The sequence below is a fragment of the Streptomyces prunicolor genome, from assembly GCF_045162825.1.
GTDB classification, from domain to species: Bacteria; Actinomycetota; Actinomycetes; order Streptomycetales; family Streptomycetaceae; genus Streptomyces; species Streptomyces prunicolor.
This window is the reverse complement of the sequence record NZ_CP108676.1, coordinates 950,572-968,760: the sequence shown is the minus strand read 5'-3', so window position 1 is coordinate 968,760 and position 18,189 is coordinate 950,572. Positions and strand designations below refer to the sequence as shown.

Below are 18,189 nucleotides of genomic sequence, written 5' to 3'. Positions count from 1 at the left end.
GGAGAGCGGCACGTCGCTTTCCCGCCATCCGGCGTTGACACGCTTGGCGAGTGTTGGCCATGGCTTTTCCCGTCGATCTCCGCCGCTGCCAGGTACTCGGCCTGGCCGGTACCGCCGTGCTCGCCCTGGGCGGTGAGACGGCCGGAGCGCTCCCGGCCGCGGACCTCTTCTCGCCGGCCTCCGTGCAGGCGGCGCTCGGGCTGGTCGGGGTTTACTTCGGTGTCGTCCTGCTGATAGCGGCCTGGCTGCTGCTGGGCAAGCTGGTCCGCAGCGCCGAACCACCCACCCCGCGCTCCCTGTTCCTGGTCCTCGCCGTGTGGGCGGCCCCGCTGCTGCTCGCACCGCCGCTGTTCAGCCGGGACGTGTACAGCTATCTCGCGCAGGGCGCCATGGTCGACGCCCACATGGACGTCTACGCGCACGGCCCGGCCGCGCTCGGCGGCCCCCTCGCCGACGAGGTCGCCCCGCTGTGGCAGCACACCGGCGCGCCGTACGGCCCGGTGTTCCTCGCGATGGCCTCGGCACTCTCCGGACTGACTCGCGGCGAACTCCCCGCCGGGCTCTTCGGGATGCGGCTCGTCGCTCTCCTCGGAGTGGGCCTGATGGCCGCCGCGCTGCCCCGGCTCGCCCGGCACAGCGGCGCCGACCCGGCCGCCGCGCTCTGGCTCGGCGCCCTCAACCCGCTCGTCCTGCTCCACCTCGTCGCGGGCGCCCACAACGACGCGATCATGCTCGGGCTGCTCGGTATCGGCCTGGTCGCCGCCCTGGGCCGCTGGCCGATCCTGGGCGCCGTACTCGTCACGCTCGCTGCCCTGGTCAAGGCACCGGCCGCACTCGGTCTCGCCGCGGTCGTGCTCCTCCAGATCCGCGCGGGCCACCGCCCGGCCAAGGCCGTCACGACGACCGTCGTCGCGTCCGCCGCCACCACGGTCGCGGCAACCGCCGTAGCCGGCACGGGCTATGGCTGGATAGGCGCCCTCGACACACCCGTCTCGGCGCACAACTGGGCCCTCACCAGCCTGCTCGGCCGCGCCACCGGCGCCCTGCTGAAACACCTCGGCAGCGATCTCGCGCCCTTCGCCGTCCCGGCCTGGCACGCCTTCGGGCTCGCGGTCACCGGCGCGGCCATCCTCGCCATATGGTTCCGCCTGCGCCCCAGCCCGGTCTACGCCCTAGGCCTGAGCCTCGCGGTCGTCGCCGCCTTCGGCCCGGCGATCCGCCCCTGGTACGCCCTGTGGGGCCTCTTCCTCATCGCCGCCGCCGCGCCGAGCACGTCCGTACGACACCGGGTGGCCGCCGTGACCGGTGTTCTCGCCCTCGCCGTCCTCCCGAGCGGCGGCCCCGCCGACATCGGCCAACTCGTGCTGGCCGTCTCCGGCGGCGTCCTCGCGATCGTCGTCCTCTGGCAGGCCCGCCAGGCGGCAGAGGCCCCAGCCCTGGGACGTACGGCATGAGAACACCCACCACCGACCGCGGCCGCGTCCTCCTGGTACTGGCCGTCGTCGCCGTCGTCACCGCCTTCACGGCGACCGTCCCACTGCTCCGCGACTGGTTCGACCTGCGCGTCTACTACGGCACCGTCCACACCTGGCTCCACCACGGCGGCCGGATCTACGACTATCAGGTGCCGGGGACGACGTACGGCTTCACCTACCCGCCGTTCGCCGCCGTCAGCATGGCCCCGATGGCGTACGTCGGGCTCGGCACCGCGATCGTCGGCGCGCTGGTGCTCAACCTGGCGGCTCTCGGCGTAGTGCTTCGGATCCTGGCCGGGCCCGGGTGGCGGCGCTACGGCTGGTTCGGGTGGGCGCTGGTGGCCTGCGGGCTGGCGCTGTTCGAGCCGTTGCGCGACACCTTCAGCTTCGGGCAGGTGAACCTCCTGCTGCTGGCCCTCGTCCTCGGCGACGGCTGGCTGCTCTCCACCGGCCGGGGCCGCTGGGCGGGCGTGGGCATCGGACTCGCGGCCGCGATCAAGCTCACGCCGGCGCTGTTCATCGCCCTGTTGCTGCTGGCCAGACGCTGGAAAGCCGCCGCGGTGGCGACGGCTGTGGCGCTCGGGGCGACCGGGCTTGCGGCCCTGGTGGTCCCGGACGCGTCGAAGTTCTACTGGACCGACGCGTTGTGGGACACGACCCGGGTGGGCCGCCTCGACTACGTCTCCAACCAGTCCCTGCAAGGAGTCCTGGCCCGGCTCGGCGAGACGGGCCGCCCACTGTGGGCGACGGTCGTCGTGCTTGTCCTGGCCGTCTGGGCGGTGCGAGCGCGCCGTGCGATCGTCGTCGGGGACTGGACGGCCGCGTTCGCGCTGACCGGGCTGACCGCGTGTCTGATCAGCCCGATCACCTGGGTGCACCACCTCGTGTGGCTGCTGCCGGCCTTCGCCGTACTCGTCCGCGCAGGGCACCCGCGGATCGCGGGCGCCCTCTACGCGGTGATGTGCACGAGTGTGGTGTGGCTGTGGTTCGACGACGCCTCGGGCATCGACGGCTTCCTCGGCAGCAACACGTACACCTGGGTCACACTCGGCCTGCTGCTGTGGCTGCCGACGGGTCAGACCGGCGGGAGCCGCCTGATCTTGAACCGCATCGCGGCCACCACCGCGCCCGCGCCCAGCACCGCGGCGGCCACGATCGCCGCGGTCTCGGCCCAGCCCGGACCCTCGTCCGCTACGGCCGCCGCAGCCACCGGTACGGCCGCGGGACCCGGCCTCGGCCTGGCCCGCAACGCGTCCAGCGACCCCACCGGATCGACCCGCCCGGCTGCCGCGAACCCCCAGTCGAGCAGCTCGCGCGCCTCCTCGTACACGGTGAAGCCGCCGCCCGCCTGAGGGTTCATCACGGTCACGACGAGCGAGCGCCCACCTCTACGCGCCGCTGCGACAAGGGTGTTGCCGGCGTGCGTGGTGTAGCCGTTCTTGACGCCGATGAGCCCCGGATACGGCTCCACGCCGTCGTTGCCGGTCAGCAGGCGGTTGGTGTTCTGGATGCCGTACGACGATCCCTTGCCCGGGAACTGGGCCTCGGCGGTTGAGCAGTAGCGAGCGAAGTCCGCGTTGCGCAGTCCGGCCCGGCCGAACACCGCGAGGTCGAAGGCGGAGGAGACCTGGCCGTCGGTGTCGTAGCCGTCCGGCGAGATGACGTGGGTGTCGAGCGCGCCGAGGACCCGTGCCTTGGCCTGCATCCGGGTGGCCGTGGTGTCCCAGCCGCCGTTGAGGGAGGCGAGGACGTGCACGGCGTCGTTGCCGGAGTTGAGGAAGACTCCGCGCCACAGGTCGGCTACGCGGTAGGTGTGGCCCTCCTCGACTCCGACCAGGCTGCTGCCTTCGCCGATGCCTGCCAGGTCTTGTTCGCTCACTCGGTGCCGGATCCCTCCGGGGAGTGCGGGGAGGACGGTCAGGGCGAACAGGGTCTTCAGGGTGCTGGCGGGTGGGAGTTTGCGGTGGGCGTCGTGGGCGGCGAGGACTTCGCCGGTGTGGGCGTCGGCGACTAGCCATGACAGGGCGGAGATGTCTGGGACCTGGGGTGTGCCGGGGTGTGGGCGGACCTGGGTGTCGGGGCGGTTCAGGAGTGTGGGTGGTGGTGTTGCTCTGCCGGGATCCGACCCGGTGTGGGCTGCCGCCGCGACGGGGGTGAACGCGAGGGCGCCCGCGAGGCAGAGGGCGCAGGCCGACACAGCGGTCCGGGATGGGAATCCGATTGTCATACCGCAAACGTAGGAACGGAGACGCCGTGGAGGGTGTTGGCCGGGCCGAGCGGGGTTCGTCTGCACCCGGATGCGCTAGCGCTCCGCTGGGTTGGCGGTCATTCGTCTGCGGGTCGGTGGGGGCTGGTCGCGCCCACGCGGCGGAGCCGCAAATCGGCACAGCCCCGCGCCCCTGGGGAAACGAAGCCCAGGTCAGTTTGATGGGAGCGTGGGCTGGATCTGGCGTAGGAACGTTGCGTTGTCCGGGGTCTCTCGCATGCGCTCCAGCAGGGTTTCCAGGCTGCCCTGCGCGTCCCTGTTCTGGAGGACTCGGCGCAGGCCCCGTACTGCCGTCAACTCGGCCGGAGTGAGGAGGAGTTCCTCTCGGCGGGTGCCGGACGGGGTGATCTCGATGGCCGGGAAGACTCGGCGGGAGGCCAGGTCGCGGCTGAGGCGGAGTTCCATGTTGCCGGTGCTCTTGAGTTCCTCGAAGTAGAAGTCGTCGGCGCGGGAGCCGGTCTCCACCAGTGCGGTGGCGAGGATGGTGAGGGAGCCGCCCTCCTCGGCCAGGCGTGCGGCGCCGAAGAACTTCTTCGGGCCGATCAGCGCTGTCGCGTCGACGCCGCCGCTGAGGGTACGGCCGCCGGAAGCGGCCGCGTTGTTGTGTGCTCGGCACAGCCGGGTCAGTGAGTCGAGGAGGATCACTACGTCCTCGCCCGCCTCGACGAGCCGCTTGGCCCGCTCGATCACGAGCTCGGCCAGCGCGATGTGCTGCTTGGGGGCCTTGTCGAAGGTGGAGGCGTACACCTCGCCGCGCACGGAGCGCCGCATGTCGGTGACCTCCTCGGGCCGCTCGTCGAGCAGCACGACCATGAGGCGGGCCTCGGGGTGGTTGCCGGCGACGGCTGCCGCGATCTGCTGGAGCAGTACGGTCTTGCCGGTCTTGGGCGGGGCCACGATCAGGCCGCGCTGGCCCTTGCCGACGGGGGCGATCAGGTCGGCGACGCGTCCGGTCAGGCCGGCCGCCGGGTGTTCGAGGTGCAGCCGCTCACGCGGGTGCAGCGGGGTGAGGTCGCGGAAGTGGCGTCGGCCGCGGAGTTCGGCGGGCGTGTGCCCGTTGACGAACGCGACCTCGGTCAGGGCGCGTTGCCCGCCGCGGACGCCTTCCACGAGGTCGCCCTTGCGCAGGCCGTGACGGCGGATCAACGCGGGGGAGACCTGGAGGTCGGTGGGCGAGGGCTGGCAGTTCAGCGCTCGCAGGTGCCCCTTCCCGTTGCCGTCGATGTCGAGGACACCGGTGGCGTTCTGGATGCGGGGCTGTTCCTGTACTGGGGGTTCAAGTGTGGTGGTCATGATGGGTGGTCCTTTCAAGGACGAGTGCATGTGGTTGTGGTGTGTCATGCGGAAGGAAGGGGGAGAAGCCGCAGGCGGAGGGCGAATGAGCGCTCCTCGGGGCGGCGGGGAACATCACCTCGGGTACGGCAGAAAGACGCCGGTCACGAAGTGGTGTGGAGAAGCCGGTGTGCCGGTCGGAGATCGACGGGCTGTTCGGCGAAGGTGACATCAGATCTGCACCGGCGCCCACAACGGGGCGTACACAAGTGCTGACCGCACCGTAGCACACCCGGTGCGGTTCTGGGTGTGACGTAGGGCTCAGCGACTCGCCAGGAGGCCGTACAGGAGGGGGATCCGGGGCTCGGGCAGTCGCCACCAGCCGGTCTCGGTCCGGACCATCTGCGGCCAGCGCGGCCACGGCAGTTCGTCGCTCTCGCGAAGGCGCCGGATGTTCAGTCCCGCTGTCGTCAACGCGTTGATGACTTCGTCTATTCCGTGCATCCACTCGTAGCTGTCGGTCGCGCCGGCCACGGCCGGGCCGTCGGTGTACGTGAACGTCGCGTCCCGGTGCACCGGGCCCCCGCCGCCCAGGTAGTCGTGGCGCAGCAGGAGTTCCGGTCCTTCGCCCGGAGTCGGCTTCGGGCCGAGGGAGTTGAGGAGAGGGTGAAACTCGACGATGTACAACAGGCTGCCGGGGCGCAGAAGTTGGGCGATCGTGTCCGCCCAGCGTGATAGGTCGGGCAGGTAGCACAGGGCGCCCTTGCCGGTGTACACGACGTCGAACTGCCGTTGCCCCAGCGCCTCCACGGCGTCGTACACGTTCGCCTGTACGTAGTCGACGTCGAGGCCCGCCTTCGCCGCGATGTCGTTCGCGGCCGTGACGGACGCCTCGGAGAAGTCGAGGCCCGTGGCACGCGCCCCGCGCTGTGCGAACGCGAGGGTCTCCGTGCCGAGATGACACTGGAGGTGGAGCACGTCACGGCCGGTCAGCTCGCCGAGGTCGTCCCACTCGAAGGCGGCGAACCAGCGGGCCGGGTCCGGGTCGCCGTCGAGGCCGTAGAAGCGGCTGGCGAGGTGGACGGGGGTGCGGGCGTCCCAGTTCGCCTGGTTGGCGCGCATCAGCCGGGACTGGTCGTCGGTGCTCATGGGGACATCCTGCCGTGAACCTGTGAGGAGTTTCCGGCTTCCCGCCTCATACCAGCCATACGAACCCCCGATGGCCCTTCGTTGACCCATTTCTTGTTCTCGCCAATGGCCGTACCTACGCTGCCACCACCGCACCACGGCGGCACGGGACAAGGGACTTGGCAATCATGGGTCGACTGGCCGGGAAAATCGCTTTCATCAGTGGAACGGGGGCTGGAATAGGGCGGGCCGCGGCGCTGGTATTCGCTGCGGAGGGTGCTGAAGTATTCGGTTGTGACATCGACGCGGACAGCGCGGCCGAGACCGTGGAACTCGTCGAAAAGGCCGGCGGAATCATGCGGTCCCTCGCACCCGTGGACCTGTCCACCGAGGGCGGTGCCCGGGAGTGGATCGAGGCCGGGATCGCGGCCTTCGGCGGGATCGACATCCTCTACAACAACGCCTCCGCGCTGCGGAACGGCCCGTTCGGGACGATGCCCGCCGAGGACTGGTACTTCACCATCAAGAACGAGCTGGACATCCCCTACTTCTGCACCCAGGCCGCCTGGCCGCATTTGATCGCACGCGGTGGCGGGGCCGTTCTCAACGTGGCGTCCGTGGCCGCCGTACGCGGGGCGCCGTTCATGCCGATGGTGCCCCACGGGGCCGCCAAAGGTGGGGTGTTGGCGATGAGCCTGCACCTGTGCGCGGCCGGCGCCCCGCATCGCATCCGGGTCAACACCATCGCGCCCGGCATGACCCGCACCTCCGCCACCGCGCCCTTCCTCGACGATCCGGCAGGCCCCAAGGCCCAGTTGGAGGCGCGCATCCCGGTCGGGCGGGTGGGGCAGCCCGAGGACATCGCGCGGGCCGCCGCCTTCCTCTGCTCCGACGAGGCGGCCTTCGTCAACGGCGCCAACCTCATGGTCGACGGCGGCGACAGCGCGATGGCGGGCTGATCCGCCGTGACCACCCGACTCGACCATGTTGGCGTCAACGTGAGGGATCTTGCTGCCCAAGTCGCTTGGTATCAGGGCGCGTTCGGGCTCAAGATCGTCTTCGAGTTCCGCCTCGAAGGGCCCGGTCTGCGCGGTGTCGTCCTGGAGCATCCGCGGGGCTGGCGCATCGAGTTGCTCGCCAGACCCGGTTCCGCACCCGGCCTTCGCGCGCCGGACCCGCTGACCGCCGCCCTCACCGAGGGATACGGGCACTTCGCGGTCACCACCCCCGAACTCGACCCCGTCCACGGCGCGTTGGTGGCCCATGGAGCGGGCGAGGTCATGGCACCCGGGCCGTCCCCCGAACCCGGCGTGCGCATGGCCTGGGTCCGTGACCCCGAGGGAAATCTCATCGAACTCATAGAGAAAAACGCAGAGTGAGGGCACGCACGATGACGGATTCGACCTCCTTGAAAAGACTGGACCCCGGAACGCTCATAGCGTGCTGTCTCGCGGTCGCGGCGGCACAGTTGTGCATTACCGTTCCCTCGCCCATCAACGGAGAAATTCAGGCCGCATTCGGTGCGTCGGGTTCTCAAGTCGCCTGGGTCACCTCGGCCTTCATTCTCCCCACCGCGATTCTGGAACTGAATTTCGGTGTGGTGGGCGATCTCTTCGGACGCAAGCGGCTGTTGGTGCTCGGCGGGCTCGTCCTCGCGCTCGGTGAACTCCTCAACTCCACCTCGCAGAACATCACCATGATGTGGACCGGGCAGGCCCTGGCCGGCATCGGCGCCGCCGCCCTGTTCCCCAGCTCCCTCGCGGTCATCGCGGCGGCCACACCCGACGGCAAGGACCGGGCGAAAGCCGTCTCCACCTGGGCGCTGTCCATCTCCCTCGCCTCCGCGCTCGGCCCGCTGTCCTCCGGGATCCTCGCCACGGTCGCCGACTTCCGCTGGGCGTTCGTGCCGCCGGTCGTCCTCGGTCTCGTCGTCGCGGTCACCTCCTGGAAGCTCGTCACCGACTCCAAGGCGCCCGAAGGCCGCGCGCTGGACTGGCCCGGGCAGATCACCATCGCCGTCGGCCTCACCGCCCTGCTCTGGGGCATCATCGAGGGCGGCGACCGCGGCTGGGGCAGCGCGGCGATCGTCGGCTCGCTGGCCCTGGCGGCCGTCGCACTCACCGGGTTCGTCGTCGCGGAGACCCGCGCGGCCTCGCCGATGTTCAACCTCGACCTGCTGAAGATCCCGTCCTTCGCGGCGGCGGCCGTCGTCGCGCTGGCCGGTATGTTCGGCTTCATCGGCACCGCCTACTGCGTCTCGATCCGCCTCGGCGCGGTGATGCACCTGAGCGCGCTGCGGGCCGGAATGCCGTTCGTGATCCTTCAGTTGATCCCGCTGCTGCTGGCACCGGTGCTCAGCCGGATGCTCACGAAGATCGACGCCCGCTGGCTTCTGATGGGCGGGCTGCTGCCCATGGCCGCCGGACAGTTCTGGATCGCCGCACTGCCCATCACCACCACCTCCCTGGCCGCCTTCATCGGCCCGGTGCTGCTGCTCGGCATCGGCTTCATCTGCGTGGTGTCCTCGCTGACCTCCGCCGCCGTGAACGCCGTACCGATCAACATGACCGGCATGGCCAGCGGCGCGACCAGCCTGGTCCGCGAGTTCGGGCAGGGACTCGGTCCGGCCGTGATCTCCACCATCGCGATGAGCCTCGCGTCGTCCGCCCTCGTCGGAAAGCTCAGCGGGGCCGACGCCGGCATGGAGAAGGCGGCGGGTCCGCTCGCCGTCGTCAACGCGGGCAGCGCGCAGGCCAAGGCCGCCGCGCAGACCGCGCTCGGCCACGGCATGGCCGTCGGCGTGGTGATCTGCGGCTGCGCCTCGCTGCTGGGCGCGGTGGTCACCCTGCTGCTGGTCCGCAAGAACACCGAGCGCGCGGTTGTGGGGGCGGGGGAGCCGTCGGTGCAGGCCGCCACCGCGTAGCAGGTAAGTCGTACGGGTCGTAGGGGAGAGGTCGGGGCCGGTGCCCCGGCCTCTCCGTGTTTCTGGATGCGTGGTTTTTGGATGTGTGTTTTTTTCTTCGCGCGGTGTCGATCCGGCTCGGTCGCGTTCGTCGGTGGGGTGTAGGAAGCTCATCGAGGACCGGGAGGACCCATGAAATACATGCTGCTCGTGTGTGGCGACGACACTGCCGACGGTTCCGGGATGGCACCCGTGGAACCCTGGGTGGAGGAGCTGGGCGACCGCAATGTACGGCTGCACGGTCACCGGCTCGTCTCGCCCGGCGACGCCGTCACCGTGCGGGTGCGCGGCGGGGAAGTGCTGCGTACCGACGGGCCGTTCGCGGAGACCAAGGAGTACGTCGCCGGATTCGACATCCTGGAGTGCGACACCCTGGAAGAAGCCGTCGAGGCCGCCGCGAAGCACCCGGTGGCGACCATCGGAGCCATGGAGGTCCGCAGGTTCTGGGACGACGAGGACGCCGAGGCCGAGATCCGCGCGCTCGACGCCGAACTGACCGAGGCTCTCCGTGAGCGGGACGTCGATCGCGCGCTGGCCTGCTACGCACCCCGTGCCGAGGTCTTCCACCTCGCCGACGGCCAGGAGCGGCAGGGCCTCGACGCGCACCGCAAGGCGATGCAGGACCTGTTCGCGTCGGTCACCGGCCCGGTGACCCGCGAGGTGCGGGACTTGTGCATCCAGGTGGACGAGAGCATCGGCTTCGCCCACTCCCTCGTGCGGCTGACCGGCACCCGCACCGACGGCACCCCGCTCGACGAGACGCTGCGCGTGACCACCGGCTACCGCGACCTCGGCCTGCGCCGGCTGATCACCCACGAGCACGCCGTGTCCCTGAAGGAGGCGTGATGAAGTACGTCCTGTTGTTCTGCTCCCCGGTCGGGGACGAGGAGCAGAGCCCGGCGGAGCATGCCGACGCCCCGCGTTTCGCCGCCTACTTCGAGGAGGCGCGGGCGGGCCGGGTCACCGGAGGCGCACGGTTGCGGCCCGCCACGGACGCCACCACCGTGCGTGTCCGGGGTGACGAAGTGCTGCTCAGCGACGGCCCGTTCGCGGAGACCAAGGAATACCTCGCCGGCATCGCCTTCATCGACGTCGCGGATCTCGACGAGGCGATCGCCCTGGCCGCCATGCATCCGGCCGCCTCCGACGGCGGCTCGGTCGAGGTGCGGCCGGTCTGGGAGTGAACGTGCCGGACGTCGAGGAGGCGGTCGCCGCCGCCTTCCGTGAGGAGTGGGGCCAGGTCGTCGCCACCCTGATCCGGGTGACCGGAGACTGGGACCTCGCGGAGGAGTGCGCGCAGGACGCCTTCGCCCAGGCGCTCGACCGGTGGCGGCGCGACGGCATCCCGCGCCGCCCCGGCGCCTGGCTGACCACGACGGCCCGCAACCGCGCCCTCGACGTCCTGCGCAGGGAGGCGGTCGGAGCGGCGAAACTGCGGGAGGTCGCGGTGCTGGGGCGGGACGAGGGACCGTACGACCCGGAGTACGACGGTGACGACAGCGGAGTCGAGGACGACCGGCTGCGACTGGTCTTCACCTGCTGCCACCCCGCGCTGCCCATCGAGGCCCGGGTCGCGCTGACCCTGCGCACGCTCGCGGGCCTGACCACGCCTGAGATCGCCCGCGCGTTCCTCGTCCCCGAGGCGACCATGGCGCAACGGCTCGTGCGAGCCAAGAAGAAGATCCGCAACGCCGGTATCCCGTACCGGGTGCCGCCCGCGCATCTCTTGCCCGAGCGGACGACCGGCGTACTGGGGGTGGTCTACCTCCTCTTCAACGAGGGCTACGCGGCCACGTCCGGCGCCGAGTTGGTGCGGACGAACCTGTGCGCGGAGGCGATCCGCCTGGCCCGTGTGCTGGCCCGCCTGATGCCGGACGAGCCCGAAGTGCTGGGCCTGCTGGCCTTGTTGCTGCTTCACGATGCTCGCCGCGGCACGCGCGTGGACGCGGCAGGGGAGCTGGTGACCTTGGAGGACCAGGACCGTACGGCATGGGAACGGGCCGAAGTCGACGAGGGCGCCGCCCTGTTGGAGACCGCGCTGCGCCGGGGCCGCCCCGGGCCGTACCAGATCCAGGCCGCCATCGCCGCCTGCCACACCACCGCGCCCACCGCCGAGGAGACCGACTGGGCCGATATCGCGGGCCTGTACGGCGAGTTGGAGCGCTTCGTGCCTTCCGCCGTGGTGCGCCTGAACCGGGCCGTTGCCGTCGGCATGTCCCAACACCCTGACGCCGGACTGGAGTTGGTGGCCGAGTTGGAGCGGTCGGGCGAACTGGCCGACTATCACCTGCTGCCCGCGACCCGCGCAGACCTGCTGCGCCGCAGCGGCCGTACGACGGAGGCGGCCGGCGCGTACGAACAGGCGCTGGAGTTGGTGGAGAACGCGGCGGAACGCAGGTTCCTGGAGCGGCGGCTCGCGGAGTGTCGATCCGCGTAGGGGCTGTTCGTCGGTGGGGTGAAAGTGCCCTACGACACCGGAGGTTCCGATGACCGCCCTCGCACTCCTGCACCGCGCACGGCAGATCCTCGCCCGGTTGGCGGCCGAGGAACCGGCATCCGGCACGCCCGACGTCTGGCTCGCGGGACTCCGGCTGGGCGGCTGACCGAAGCCGTGCTCAGTGGGCGTCGAGCAGGCCGGCGAGGAGTTGGAGGCGTTCGGCGTCGAGGCTGTGCTCGGCTGCGGTGCAGACCATGAGTGCGGGGCCCGGGTTGCCCGGTATCGGGTAGGCGTCCCAGTCCAGGTTGAGTTCGCCGACCCGGGGGTGGTTGAGGCGCATCTGGCCGCGGGTTGGTTCTTCCACGTCGTGGAGGGCCCACAGGGCGGCGAACTCGTCGCTGCGGACGGCGAGTTCGCCGACCAGTTCGACGGCGCGGGGGTGGCCGGGGTCGGCGGCGACGTGCGTCCGCAGCATCCCGATCAGCTCGGCGACGGTGGCCGCCCGGTTCGGGCAGGTCCGGTCGGCCTGGGGGTGCAGGAACAGTGCCAGCATGTTCCGTTCCTTCTGGGGCTGGCGGGTGAAGTCGCCCAGCAGGGCGCCGCCGAGCGGGTTCCAGGCCAGTACGTCCAGGAAACGGCCGATAACCAGAGCGGGTGCGGTCATGCCGTGCAGCAGTCGTAGCGTGGTGTCGGGTACCTCCTCCGGCTCGTACGAACGCGGCGGTTGGGCCGGGTTGCGTGCGGCGGCGGCGAGGCTGTGCAGTTGGCGCACGCGATGGGCGGCCATGTGACCGCGCTGGCCCGCGACCGCCACGCCAAGCTCCTGACCGAGCTCGGTGCCGACGAGGTCCTCGACTACGGTTCCACCACCTCGGACCGGATCGGGCCGTTCGATGTCATCGTCGACACCGTCGGCACGGAACTGCACTGCTACCGCGGCCGGTTGGCCAAGGGCGGCCGGATGGTCACCGTCGGACTGTCCCCGTCCGCGATCGCGGCGATCGCCGCGTCGAGCGTGCACGGCTCCCGCCGCATCCGTACCTTCAGCGCCAACCCCGAGACCCCCGTGCTGCGCGATGTGGCCGACCGTGTCACCTCGGGCGCGCTGCGCCCGGTGATCGACAGTGTCTACCCGCTCGCGGACATCGCCGCGGCACACCAGGCGTTCGAGCGCGGCGGCGTCGTGGGCAAGCACGTGGTGACGGTGCCGGGCGGCTCCGTCTGACGGAGTCCGGTCAGCGGGGATCGGTGCGCAGGTCGATGCCACGGTCGTGGGCGTCGGCGGTCACGATCCGCGTCGCCATCCGCGACAGCCGGTGCCGGTCGGCTTCGGCCAGCGGCTCGACACACCTCTCGATCCGCTCGGCGAACTCGGCGGCGACCTGCTCGACGAGCTGTCGGCCCGTGTCGGTGATCGACACCTGGAACGAGCGCCGGTCGACGGAACTGACGGTGCGGGTGACCAGACTCCGGCGCTGTGCCCGGTCGACCAGTCCCGTGATCGAGGACTTGTCGAGGCCGAGGTGGCGGCCGAGCTGGTTCATCGTCGGCTCCCGGTCCCGCAGTATCCCGAGCATCCGGGTCTGGACGACCGACAGGTCGTGCTGCCCCGCGATCTCGGCCAGGGCGCTCTGCACCAGGAACGACAGCTGGGCGAGACCGTCCACCAGGCCGAGATCCTCGTCTGCGGACGACGGCAGGGGCGACGGTGCGGGCGGGGGCGGCATGTCGTGGGATGAAGTCACCTCCCGATCCTACTTGCAAAGGTACGCGGCACCTACTAATTTGATTGGTGTCACGAACTAAAACCTTCGCGACGCAAACTAAACCCTTTGTGTCGCGTACCAAATCCTTTGTCCGCGCATCGCATCCGAGGAGAGCAGCCATGGACATCCGCGCCGCCGTCGTCAGCTCGTTCGGCACCCCGCCCCGCTACGAGTCCTTCGATCTGCCCGCGCCGACCGACGAGGACCAGGAGATCGTCGATGTCCTCGCCGTGGGCCTGCACCCCCGGGTCCGCACCGGCGCGTCGGGCAACCACTACACGAGCACCGGCAAGCTGCCGCTGGTCCCCGGCGTCGACGGGGTCGGCCGGCGTGCGGACGGGAGCCTGGTGTACTTCGTCGCCGATGACGAACTGGTCGGCCCGATGGCCACCCGGACCGTCATCGACAGCCGGCACAGCATCCCGCTGCCCGACGGGGCGGACGTCGTGAAGATCGCCGCCGGGATGAACCCGGCCATGTCGTCCTGGGTGGCGCTGCGCCGCCGTGTCCCGATCGAGGCAGGGCAGTCGGTGCTGATCCTGGGTGCCACCGGCAACGCCGGACAGATGGCCGTCCAGGTCGCCAAGCGGCTCGGCGCCGGTCGGGTCGTCGGCGCCGGACGTGACCGGGCCCGGCTGGCGACCCTGGCCGGTCTCGGTGCGGATGCGACCGTCGCGCTCACCGACGACGCCGACGCCACCGCGACGGAGCTGGCCAAGGAGGCCGCCGAAGTCGACCTGGTCATCGACTACTTGTGGGGCAAGCCCGCAGGTGACGCGATCATGGCGCTGCTGCGCGCCCGTGCCGACCGCAGCCGCGCCCTGAACTGGATCCAGATCGGCGCCATGGCGGGCCCGAGCATCGAACTCCCGTCAGTGGCACTGCGTTCGGCGAACTTCCGCCTCCAGGGCAACGGCCAGGGCGCCGTGTCCACCAGGACGTATCTGGAGGAACTCCCGTCCCTGGTCGAGGAGATCGAGAGCGGCGGCATCGCGGTCACCGCGCAGGCGGTACCCCTCGCCGACGTCGAGAGCGCGTGGAACGCGCCCGAGGTCCCGGGCGTACGCACCGTCCTGGTGCCCTGAACCCGCCCCGACCGTCCTGCAGTTCGTACCGGAATCACCCAAGGAGCCTGGAGCCATGTCCCCCACCACAGACACCGACGTCATCATCTGCGGCACCGGCGCGGCCGGTCTGACCCTCGCCCTCGACCTCGCCCGCAGGAACATCGCCTTCCTGCTGATCGACAAGGCACCGCACCCGTTCGTCGGCTCCCGCGGCAAGGGGATCCAGCCCCGCAGCCAGGAGGTCTTCGAGGACCTCGGCGTGATCGACAAGATCGTCGCCTCCGGCGGTGAGTATCCCGTCCAGCGCGTCTACACCCCCTCCGGGCCCGTCGACCAGGCCGGCGTGGAGATGTCCGAGCCGACGCCCGAGGAGCCCTACCAAATACCCCTGCTCGTCCCGCAGTTCCTCACCGAGCGCCGGCTGCGCGAACGCCTCGCCGAACTCGGGCACGCCCCGCACTACGGCCATGAACTCGTCGGCTTCGACCAGGACGGCGACGGTGTCACCGCGCGCATCGCCACCGCGGACGGCGAACAGGCCGTACGGGCAACGTACTTGATCGGTGCCGACGGCGGATCGAGCTTCGTCCGCAAGACGCTCGGGATCGGCTTCCCCGGCAAGACCCTCGGTGTGCGGGCGATCGTGGCCGACGTGTACGTCGACGGCGTCCCGGCGGACGCCTGGCACCGGTGGGGCGAGGACACCGCCGGGCAGGTCTCGATGTGCCCGCTCTACGGCACCGACATGTTCCAACTCCAGGCCCCCGTCCCCTTCGACGTCGACCTGGACCTCTCGGCCGAGGGACTCACCGCCTTCTTCCGCGAACGCACCGGCCGCGACGACGTCGTGATCCGCTCCGTGTCCTGGGCCTCCGCGTTCCAGATGAACGCCCGGCTGGCCGACACCTACCGGCGCGGGCGCGTGTTCCTGACCGGCGACGCCGCGCACTGCCACCCGCCGACCGGCGGACAGGGCCTCAACACCAGTGTCCAGGACGCCTACAACCTCGGCTGGAAGCTCGCCGCCGTCCTCGGCGGCGCACCCGACTCCCTGCTGGAGACGTACGAGCAGGAACGCCGGCCCATCGCCCAAGCCGTCCTCGGCCTGTCCGAGAAGCTGCTCGAAGCGGCCAAGAACCGCGACATCCACCGGGGCCGCGAGGTCAGCCAGCTCGACCTCGGCTACCTGAACTCGCCCCTGTCACTGCACAGTTCGGCGCGCGACAAGGGCGTACTGGCCGGCGACCGCGCCCCCGACTCGCCCGTCACCGGCGCGGGCGGCCTCCCCACCCGCCTGTTCAGCCTGTTCCAAGGACCCCACTGGACCCTCCTCGGCCACGACGTCGACGAGGCCTCCGCCCCGGCACCGCGCCCCGGCCTGCACATCCACACCATCGGCACCCGGGGAGACATCGTCGACAGCGGCGACCGCGTCCAGAGCGCCTACGGACTGTCCGCCGGGCAGTGGGTGCTCGTCCGCCCGGACGGATACGTCGCAGCCGTGGTCGACACCGCCGAACTCCCCGCTGTAGAAGCCTATTTGGACACCGTCGGCGTCCGCCCCCTCACGGCGACGCGACCCACCACCACGGAAGCGAGCACCGACATGCCCACCGAGACCTCGCCCGCGAGCACCGGCACTCCCCGTACCCGACGGGAGCACCGACAGGCCCGAAGCGCCGCCGAGCAGCGGCTCGACACCGCCCAACGCGAACTCCACCAACTCTCCCGCCAGGTCCAGCGCGACCTGCGCAGCGTCCGACGGCACGGCGAGACCACCGCCATCGTCGCCCGCTCCAACTTCGCCGAACTCGCGGTCAAGAGCATCAACCGGCTGACCGCCAACCTCCGCACCGACCGCACCGACCAGTAAGCGCTCAGCTCTTCACCCACGACGGCCGGTGTCGCCCAGGACGCCGGCCGTCACGTGGCGTCGAGGGCGTTGGTGATCGCCTTCACCCCACCGTGCGCCGCGTACCCGCCGTCGACCGTGATCTCCGCGCCGTTGACGTACGACGCCTCGTCGGACAACAGATAGACGACCAGCGGCGCCACCTCGTCGACCGTGCCCGCCCGGCCCTGCGGGGTCAGCGACAGGTGGGCCTGGACGAACACCGGGTTCGCGGAGGCCATCAACGGGGTCTCGATGTAGCCGGGGTGGATCACGTTCGTACGGATGCCGCGCGGGGCCAGCTCCAGCGCGGCCACCTTCGACAGGCCGCGCAGCGCCCACTTGCTCGCGGTGTACGCGACCGCGTGATGTGCGGTGAGACCGGCGACCGAACCGACGTTCACGATGGACGAACCGGTCGGCATCAGCGGGGTGAGCGCCTGGATGCCGAGCAGCGCGCCCGTGGTGTTGACCGCGAACGCCCGGTTCCAGTCGGCGAGTTCGACCGAACCGAGGCGGGCGCGCACGGCGATGCCCGCGTTGTTGACCAGGCCGTGCACCTCCGTGAGGGAAGCAGCGAGGTCCGCCCAGTCGTCAGGCGACGACACGTCCAGGTGCCGGTATCGGACGTCCAGCCCCTCGCCACTCAATGACACGGCCAGCTTCTCGCCGGCCTCGTCCAGGACGTCGGTCGCGATCACCGTCGCTCCCTCCCGGGCGGCGGCCGCGACCTCGGCGGCTCCCTGGCCCTGCGCGGCCCCGGTGACGACGACGGTACGACCGGCCAGACGCGTGCGGCTCACGGTTCCTCCAGGGGAGTACGGGTTGTCTCCCGACCACGCTAGGAAGCCGGGGTCAGCTCCGGAAACGCACGATGGGCATGGGTGGCATCCGCACCGGCGATCTCCCGTACCACGGGCTCGTCCAGCGACCCCACCACCGGGTCGTCGAGCGACGCGGCCACCTTGCGGACCGTCTCCCGCAGCCACCGGTGCGCCGGGTCCCCGTGCCGGTTGTGGTGCCAGTACATGGCCTCCACCAGCGGCACGTCAGGGAAGGGCGTCGGTACGACCGCGCAGCGCGCGAAGCCCTCGTAGCGCCGGGCGAGCCGCTCGGGCACCACGGCGACCAGGTCGGTGCCGCCCACCAGGAACGGCAGCACGTTGAAGCCAGGCGTGCTGACCTGCACCCGGGGAGTGATGCCGAGAGTCTCCAACTGCCGGTCGGCGGGCGTGAGTTTGCCGATGAGGCAGGCCGCGTGCGGCATCTCCGCGAGGTCGCGCAGCGAGAGCCGCCCGTCCACCAGCCGAGGGTTGTCCGGGTCGACGATGCACACGAACCGGTCGTGCATCACGGTCTCGCTGACGCCCGGCAACTGATAGCCGAGCGGCACGATCATCAGGTCGTGGCAGCGCAGATGCGTCTCCGTCTCCAGCTGCCCGATGACGATCGGGTGGAAGTCGATCCGGATACCGGGGGCCTCCTGCGCGAGGGCGCGCAGCAGCGGCTCCATGAACACGGTCATGACGTAGTCGGACATCACGACCGAGAACCGCTGCCGACTGCGCGAGGGATCGAAGTGCCTGGTCAGCGACAGCGCCTCCTCCGCCTTGTGCAGCGAGGACTGGACGACCGGCAGCAGCCGCTCAGCAAGCGGGGTCAGCTCATACTCGCGGCCCACCCGCACCAGCAGCTCGTCGTTGAAGTGCCGCCGCAACCGGGCCAGGGAGCCGCTCATCGCGGACTGGCTGGTGGACAGCCGCACCCCCGCGTGGGTGACGTTCTTCTCCTCCAGGAGGGCTTCCAGAGCCACCAGAAGATTCAGGTCGATTGCTCCCAGACCCATGCGTGTGTCCTTCCGGCCGCGTCGTTGAAGCTCGGTGAAACCGGAGCGTAACGACCGGATTCCCGCCGAGGAAGGGGCC

The 18,189-nt window shown here is 70.6% G+C and carries 17 protein-coding genes and 1 pseudogene; 11 read left to right on the top strand and 7 right to left on the bottom strand.

The window, feature by feature from the left end; translation table 11 throughout:
• Positions 1 to 59 precede the first annotated feature (59 nt).
• Together mptB and OG588_RS04410 are read left to right on the top strand one after the other, a co-directional pair.
• A complete protein-coding gene (gene mptB / locus OG588_RS04415) occupies positions 60 to 1,454 on the top strand; it encodes a polyprenol phosphomannose-dependent alpha 1,6 mannosyltransferase MptB (protein ID WP_405946098.1) in 1,395 nt (464 codons plus the stop codon).
• Positions 1,451 to 2,827 (top strand): glycosyltransferase 87 family protein, encoded by a 1,377-nt coding sequence (locus tag OG588_RS04410; protein WP_405946097.1) that lies wholly within the window; start codon positions 1,451 to 1,453, stop codon positions 2,825 to 2,827. The genes mptB and OG588_RS04410 overlap by 4 nt, the downstream gene beginning before the upstream one ends.
• Positions 2,828 to 2,886: 59 nt before the next feature.
• Here the strand turns inward: OG588_RS04410 and OG588_RS04405 are convergent.
• From OG588_RS04405 to OG588_RS04395, 3 genes and pseudogenes are all read right to left on the bottom strand, one after another.
• Positions 2,887 to 3,702 (bottom strand): annotated as a pseudogene (locus OG588_RS04405) (D-alanyl-D-alanine carboxypeptidase family protein); the annotation flags it as partial.
• A gap of 192 nt (positions 3,703 to 3,894) precedes the next feature.
• Entirely contained in the window at positions 3,895 to 5,034 is a 1,140-nt protein-coding gene (rho, locus tag OG588_RS04400) for a transcription termination factor Rho (RefSeq protein ID WP_405946096.1), read from the bottom strand.
• A gap of 300 nt (positions 5,035 to 5,334) precedes the next feature.
• The gene (locus OG588_RS04395) at positions 5,335 to 6,162 is read right to left on the bottom strand and encodes a class I SAM-dependent methyltransferase (protein ID WP_405946095.1); all 828 of its coding nucleotides are present in this window, start codon (positions 6,160 to 6,162) and stop codon (positions 5,335 to 5,337) included.
• 167 nt (positions 6,163 to 6,329) lie between these two features.
• On the opposite strand from OG588_RS04395, the gene OG588_RS04390 reads away from it, so the two are divergent.
• From OG588_RS04390 to OG588_RS04365, 6 genes are all read left to right on the top strand, one after another.
• Entirely contained in the window at positions 6,330 to 7,100 is a 771-nt protein-coding gene (locus tag OG588_RS04390; RefSeq protein WP_405946094.1) for an SDR family NAD(P)-dependent oxidoreductase, read from the top strand.
• Between the two features lie 6 nt (positions 7,101 to 7,106).
• Positions 7,107 to 7,520: a VOC family protein gene (locus OG588_RS04385; RefSeq protein WP_405946093.1), complete on the top strand. Its 414-nt coding sequence runs from the start codon at positions 7,107 to 7,109 to the stop codon at positions 7,518 to 7,520.
• A gap of 11 nt (positions 7,521 to 7,531) precedes the next feature.
• Positions 7,532 to 9,064: an MFS transporter gene (locus OG588_RS04380; RefSeq protein WP_405946092.1), complete on the top strand. Its 1,533-nt coding sequence runs from the start codon at positions 7,532 to 7,534 to the stop codon at positions 9,062 to 9,064.
• A gap of 222 nt (positions 9,065 to 9,286) precedes the next feature.
• Positions 9,287 to 9,949, top strand: coding sequence for a YciI family protein (locus tag OG588_RS04375; protein ID WP_405946091.1), 663 nt, complete (start codon positions 9,287 to 9,289; stop codon positions 9,947 to 9,949).
• Entirely contained in the window at positions 9,949 to 10,287 is a 339-nt protein-coding gene (locus OG588_RS04370; protein WP_405946090.1) for a YciI family protein, read from the top strand. Before OG588_RS04375 ends, OG588_RS04370 begins: the two co-directional genes overlap by 1 nt.
• Positions 10,284 to 11,540 carry an RNA polymerase sigma factor gene (locus OG588_RS04365; protein WP_405946089.1) on the top strand — a complete coding sequence of 419 codons (1,257 nt, stop codon included), beginning with the start codon at positions 10,284 to 10,286 and terminating at the stop codon, positions 11,538 to 11,540. The genes OG588_RS04370 and OG588_RS04365 overlap by 4 nt, the downstream gene beginning before the upstream one ends.
• Positions 11,541 to 11,718: 178 nt before the next feature.
• Here the strand turns inward: OG588_RS04365 and OG588_RS04360 are convergent, their stop codons facing one another.
• Complete coding sequence (locus tag OG588_RS04360) at positions 11,719 to 12,327, bottom strand: XRE family transcriptional regulator (protein ID WP_405946088.1); 609 nt, start codon at positions 12,325 to 12,327, stop codon at positions 11,719 to 11,721.
• On the opposite strand from OG588_RS04360, the gene OG588_RS04355 reads away from it, so the two are divergent.
• Positions 12,304 to 12,765 carry a zinc-binding dehydrogenase gene (locus tag OG588_RS04355; RefSeq protein WP_405946087.1) on the top strand — a complete coding sequence of 154 codons (462 nt, stop codon included), beginning with the start codon at positions 12,304 to 12,306 and terminating at the stop codon, positions 12,763 to 12,765. The genes OG588_RS04360 and OG588_RS04355 overlap by 24 nt on opposite strands.
• Positions 12,766 to 12,775: 10 nt before the next feature.
• Here OG588_RS04355 and OG588_RS04350 read toward each other — a convergent pair whose 3' ends face one another.
• Positions 12,776 to 13,285 carry a MarR family winged helix-turn-helix transcriptional regulator gene (locus OG588_RS04350; protein WP_405946086.1) on the bottom strand — a complete coding sequence of 170 codons (510 nt, stop codon included), beginning with the start codon at positions 13,283 to 13,285 and terminating at the stop codon, positions 12,776 to 12,778.
• A 140-nt stretch (positions 13,286 to 13,425) separates the two neighbouring features.
• Here OG588_RS04350 and OG588_RS04345 point away from each other — a divergent pair, with 140 nt between their 5' ends.
• Entirely contained in the window at positions 13,426 to 14,391 is a 966-nt protein-coding gene (locus tag OG588_RS04345) for a zinc-binding dehydrogenase (protein ID WP_405946085.1), read from the top strand.
• A gap of 55 nt (positions 14,392 to 14,446) precedes the next feature.
• On the top strand, positions 14,447 to 16,246 hold the full coding sequence (locus OG588_RS04340; protein ID WP_405946084.1) for an FAD-dependent oxidoreductase: 1,800 nt from the start codon (positions 14,447 to 14,449) through the stop codon (positions 16,244 to 16,246).
• Positions 16,247 to 16,296: 50 nt separating this feature from the next.
• Here the strand turns inward: OG588_RS04340 and OG588_RS04335 are convergent, their stop codons facing one another.
• Both OG588_RS04335 and OG588_RS04330 read right to left on the bottom strand, forming a co-directional pair.
• Positions 16,297 to 17,067 (bottom strand): SDR family NAD(P)-dependent oxidoreductase, encoded by a 771-nt coding sequence (locus OG588_RS04335; protein ID WP_405946083.1) that lies wholly within the window; start codon positions 17,065 to 17,067, stop codon positions 16,297 to 16,299.
• Between the two features lie 38 nt (positions 17,068 to 17,105).
• A complete protein-coding gene (locus tag OG588_RS04330; protein WP_405946082.1) occupies positions 17,106 to 18,110 on the bottom strand; it encodes a LysR family transcriptional regulator in 1,005 nt (334 codons plus the stop codon).
• Positions 18,111 to 18,189 lie beyond the last annotated feature (79 nt).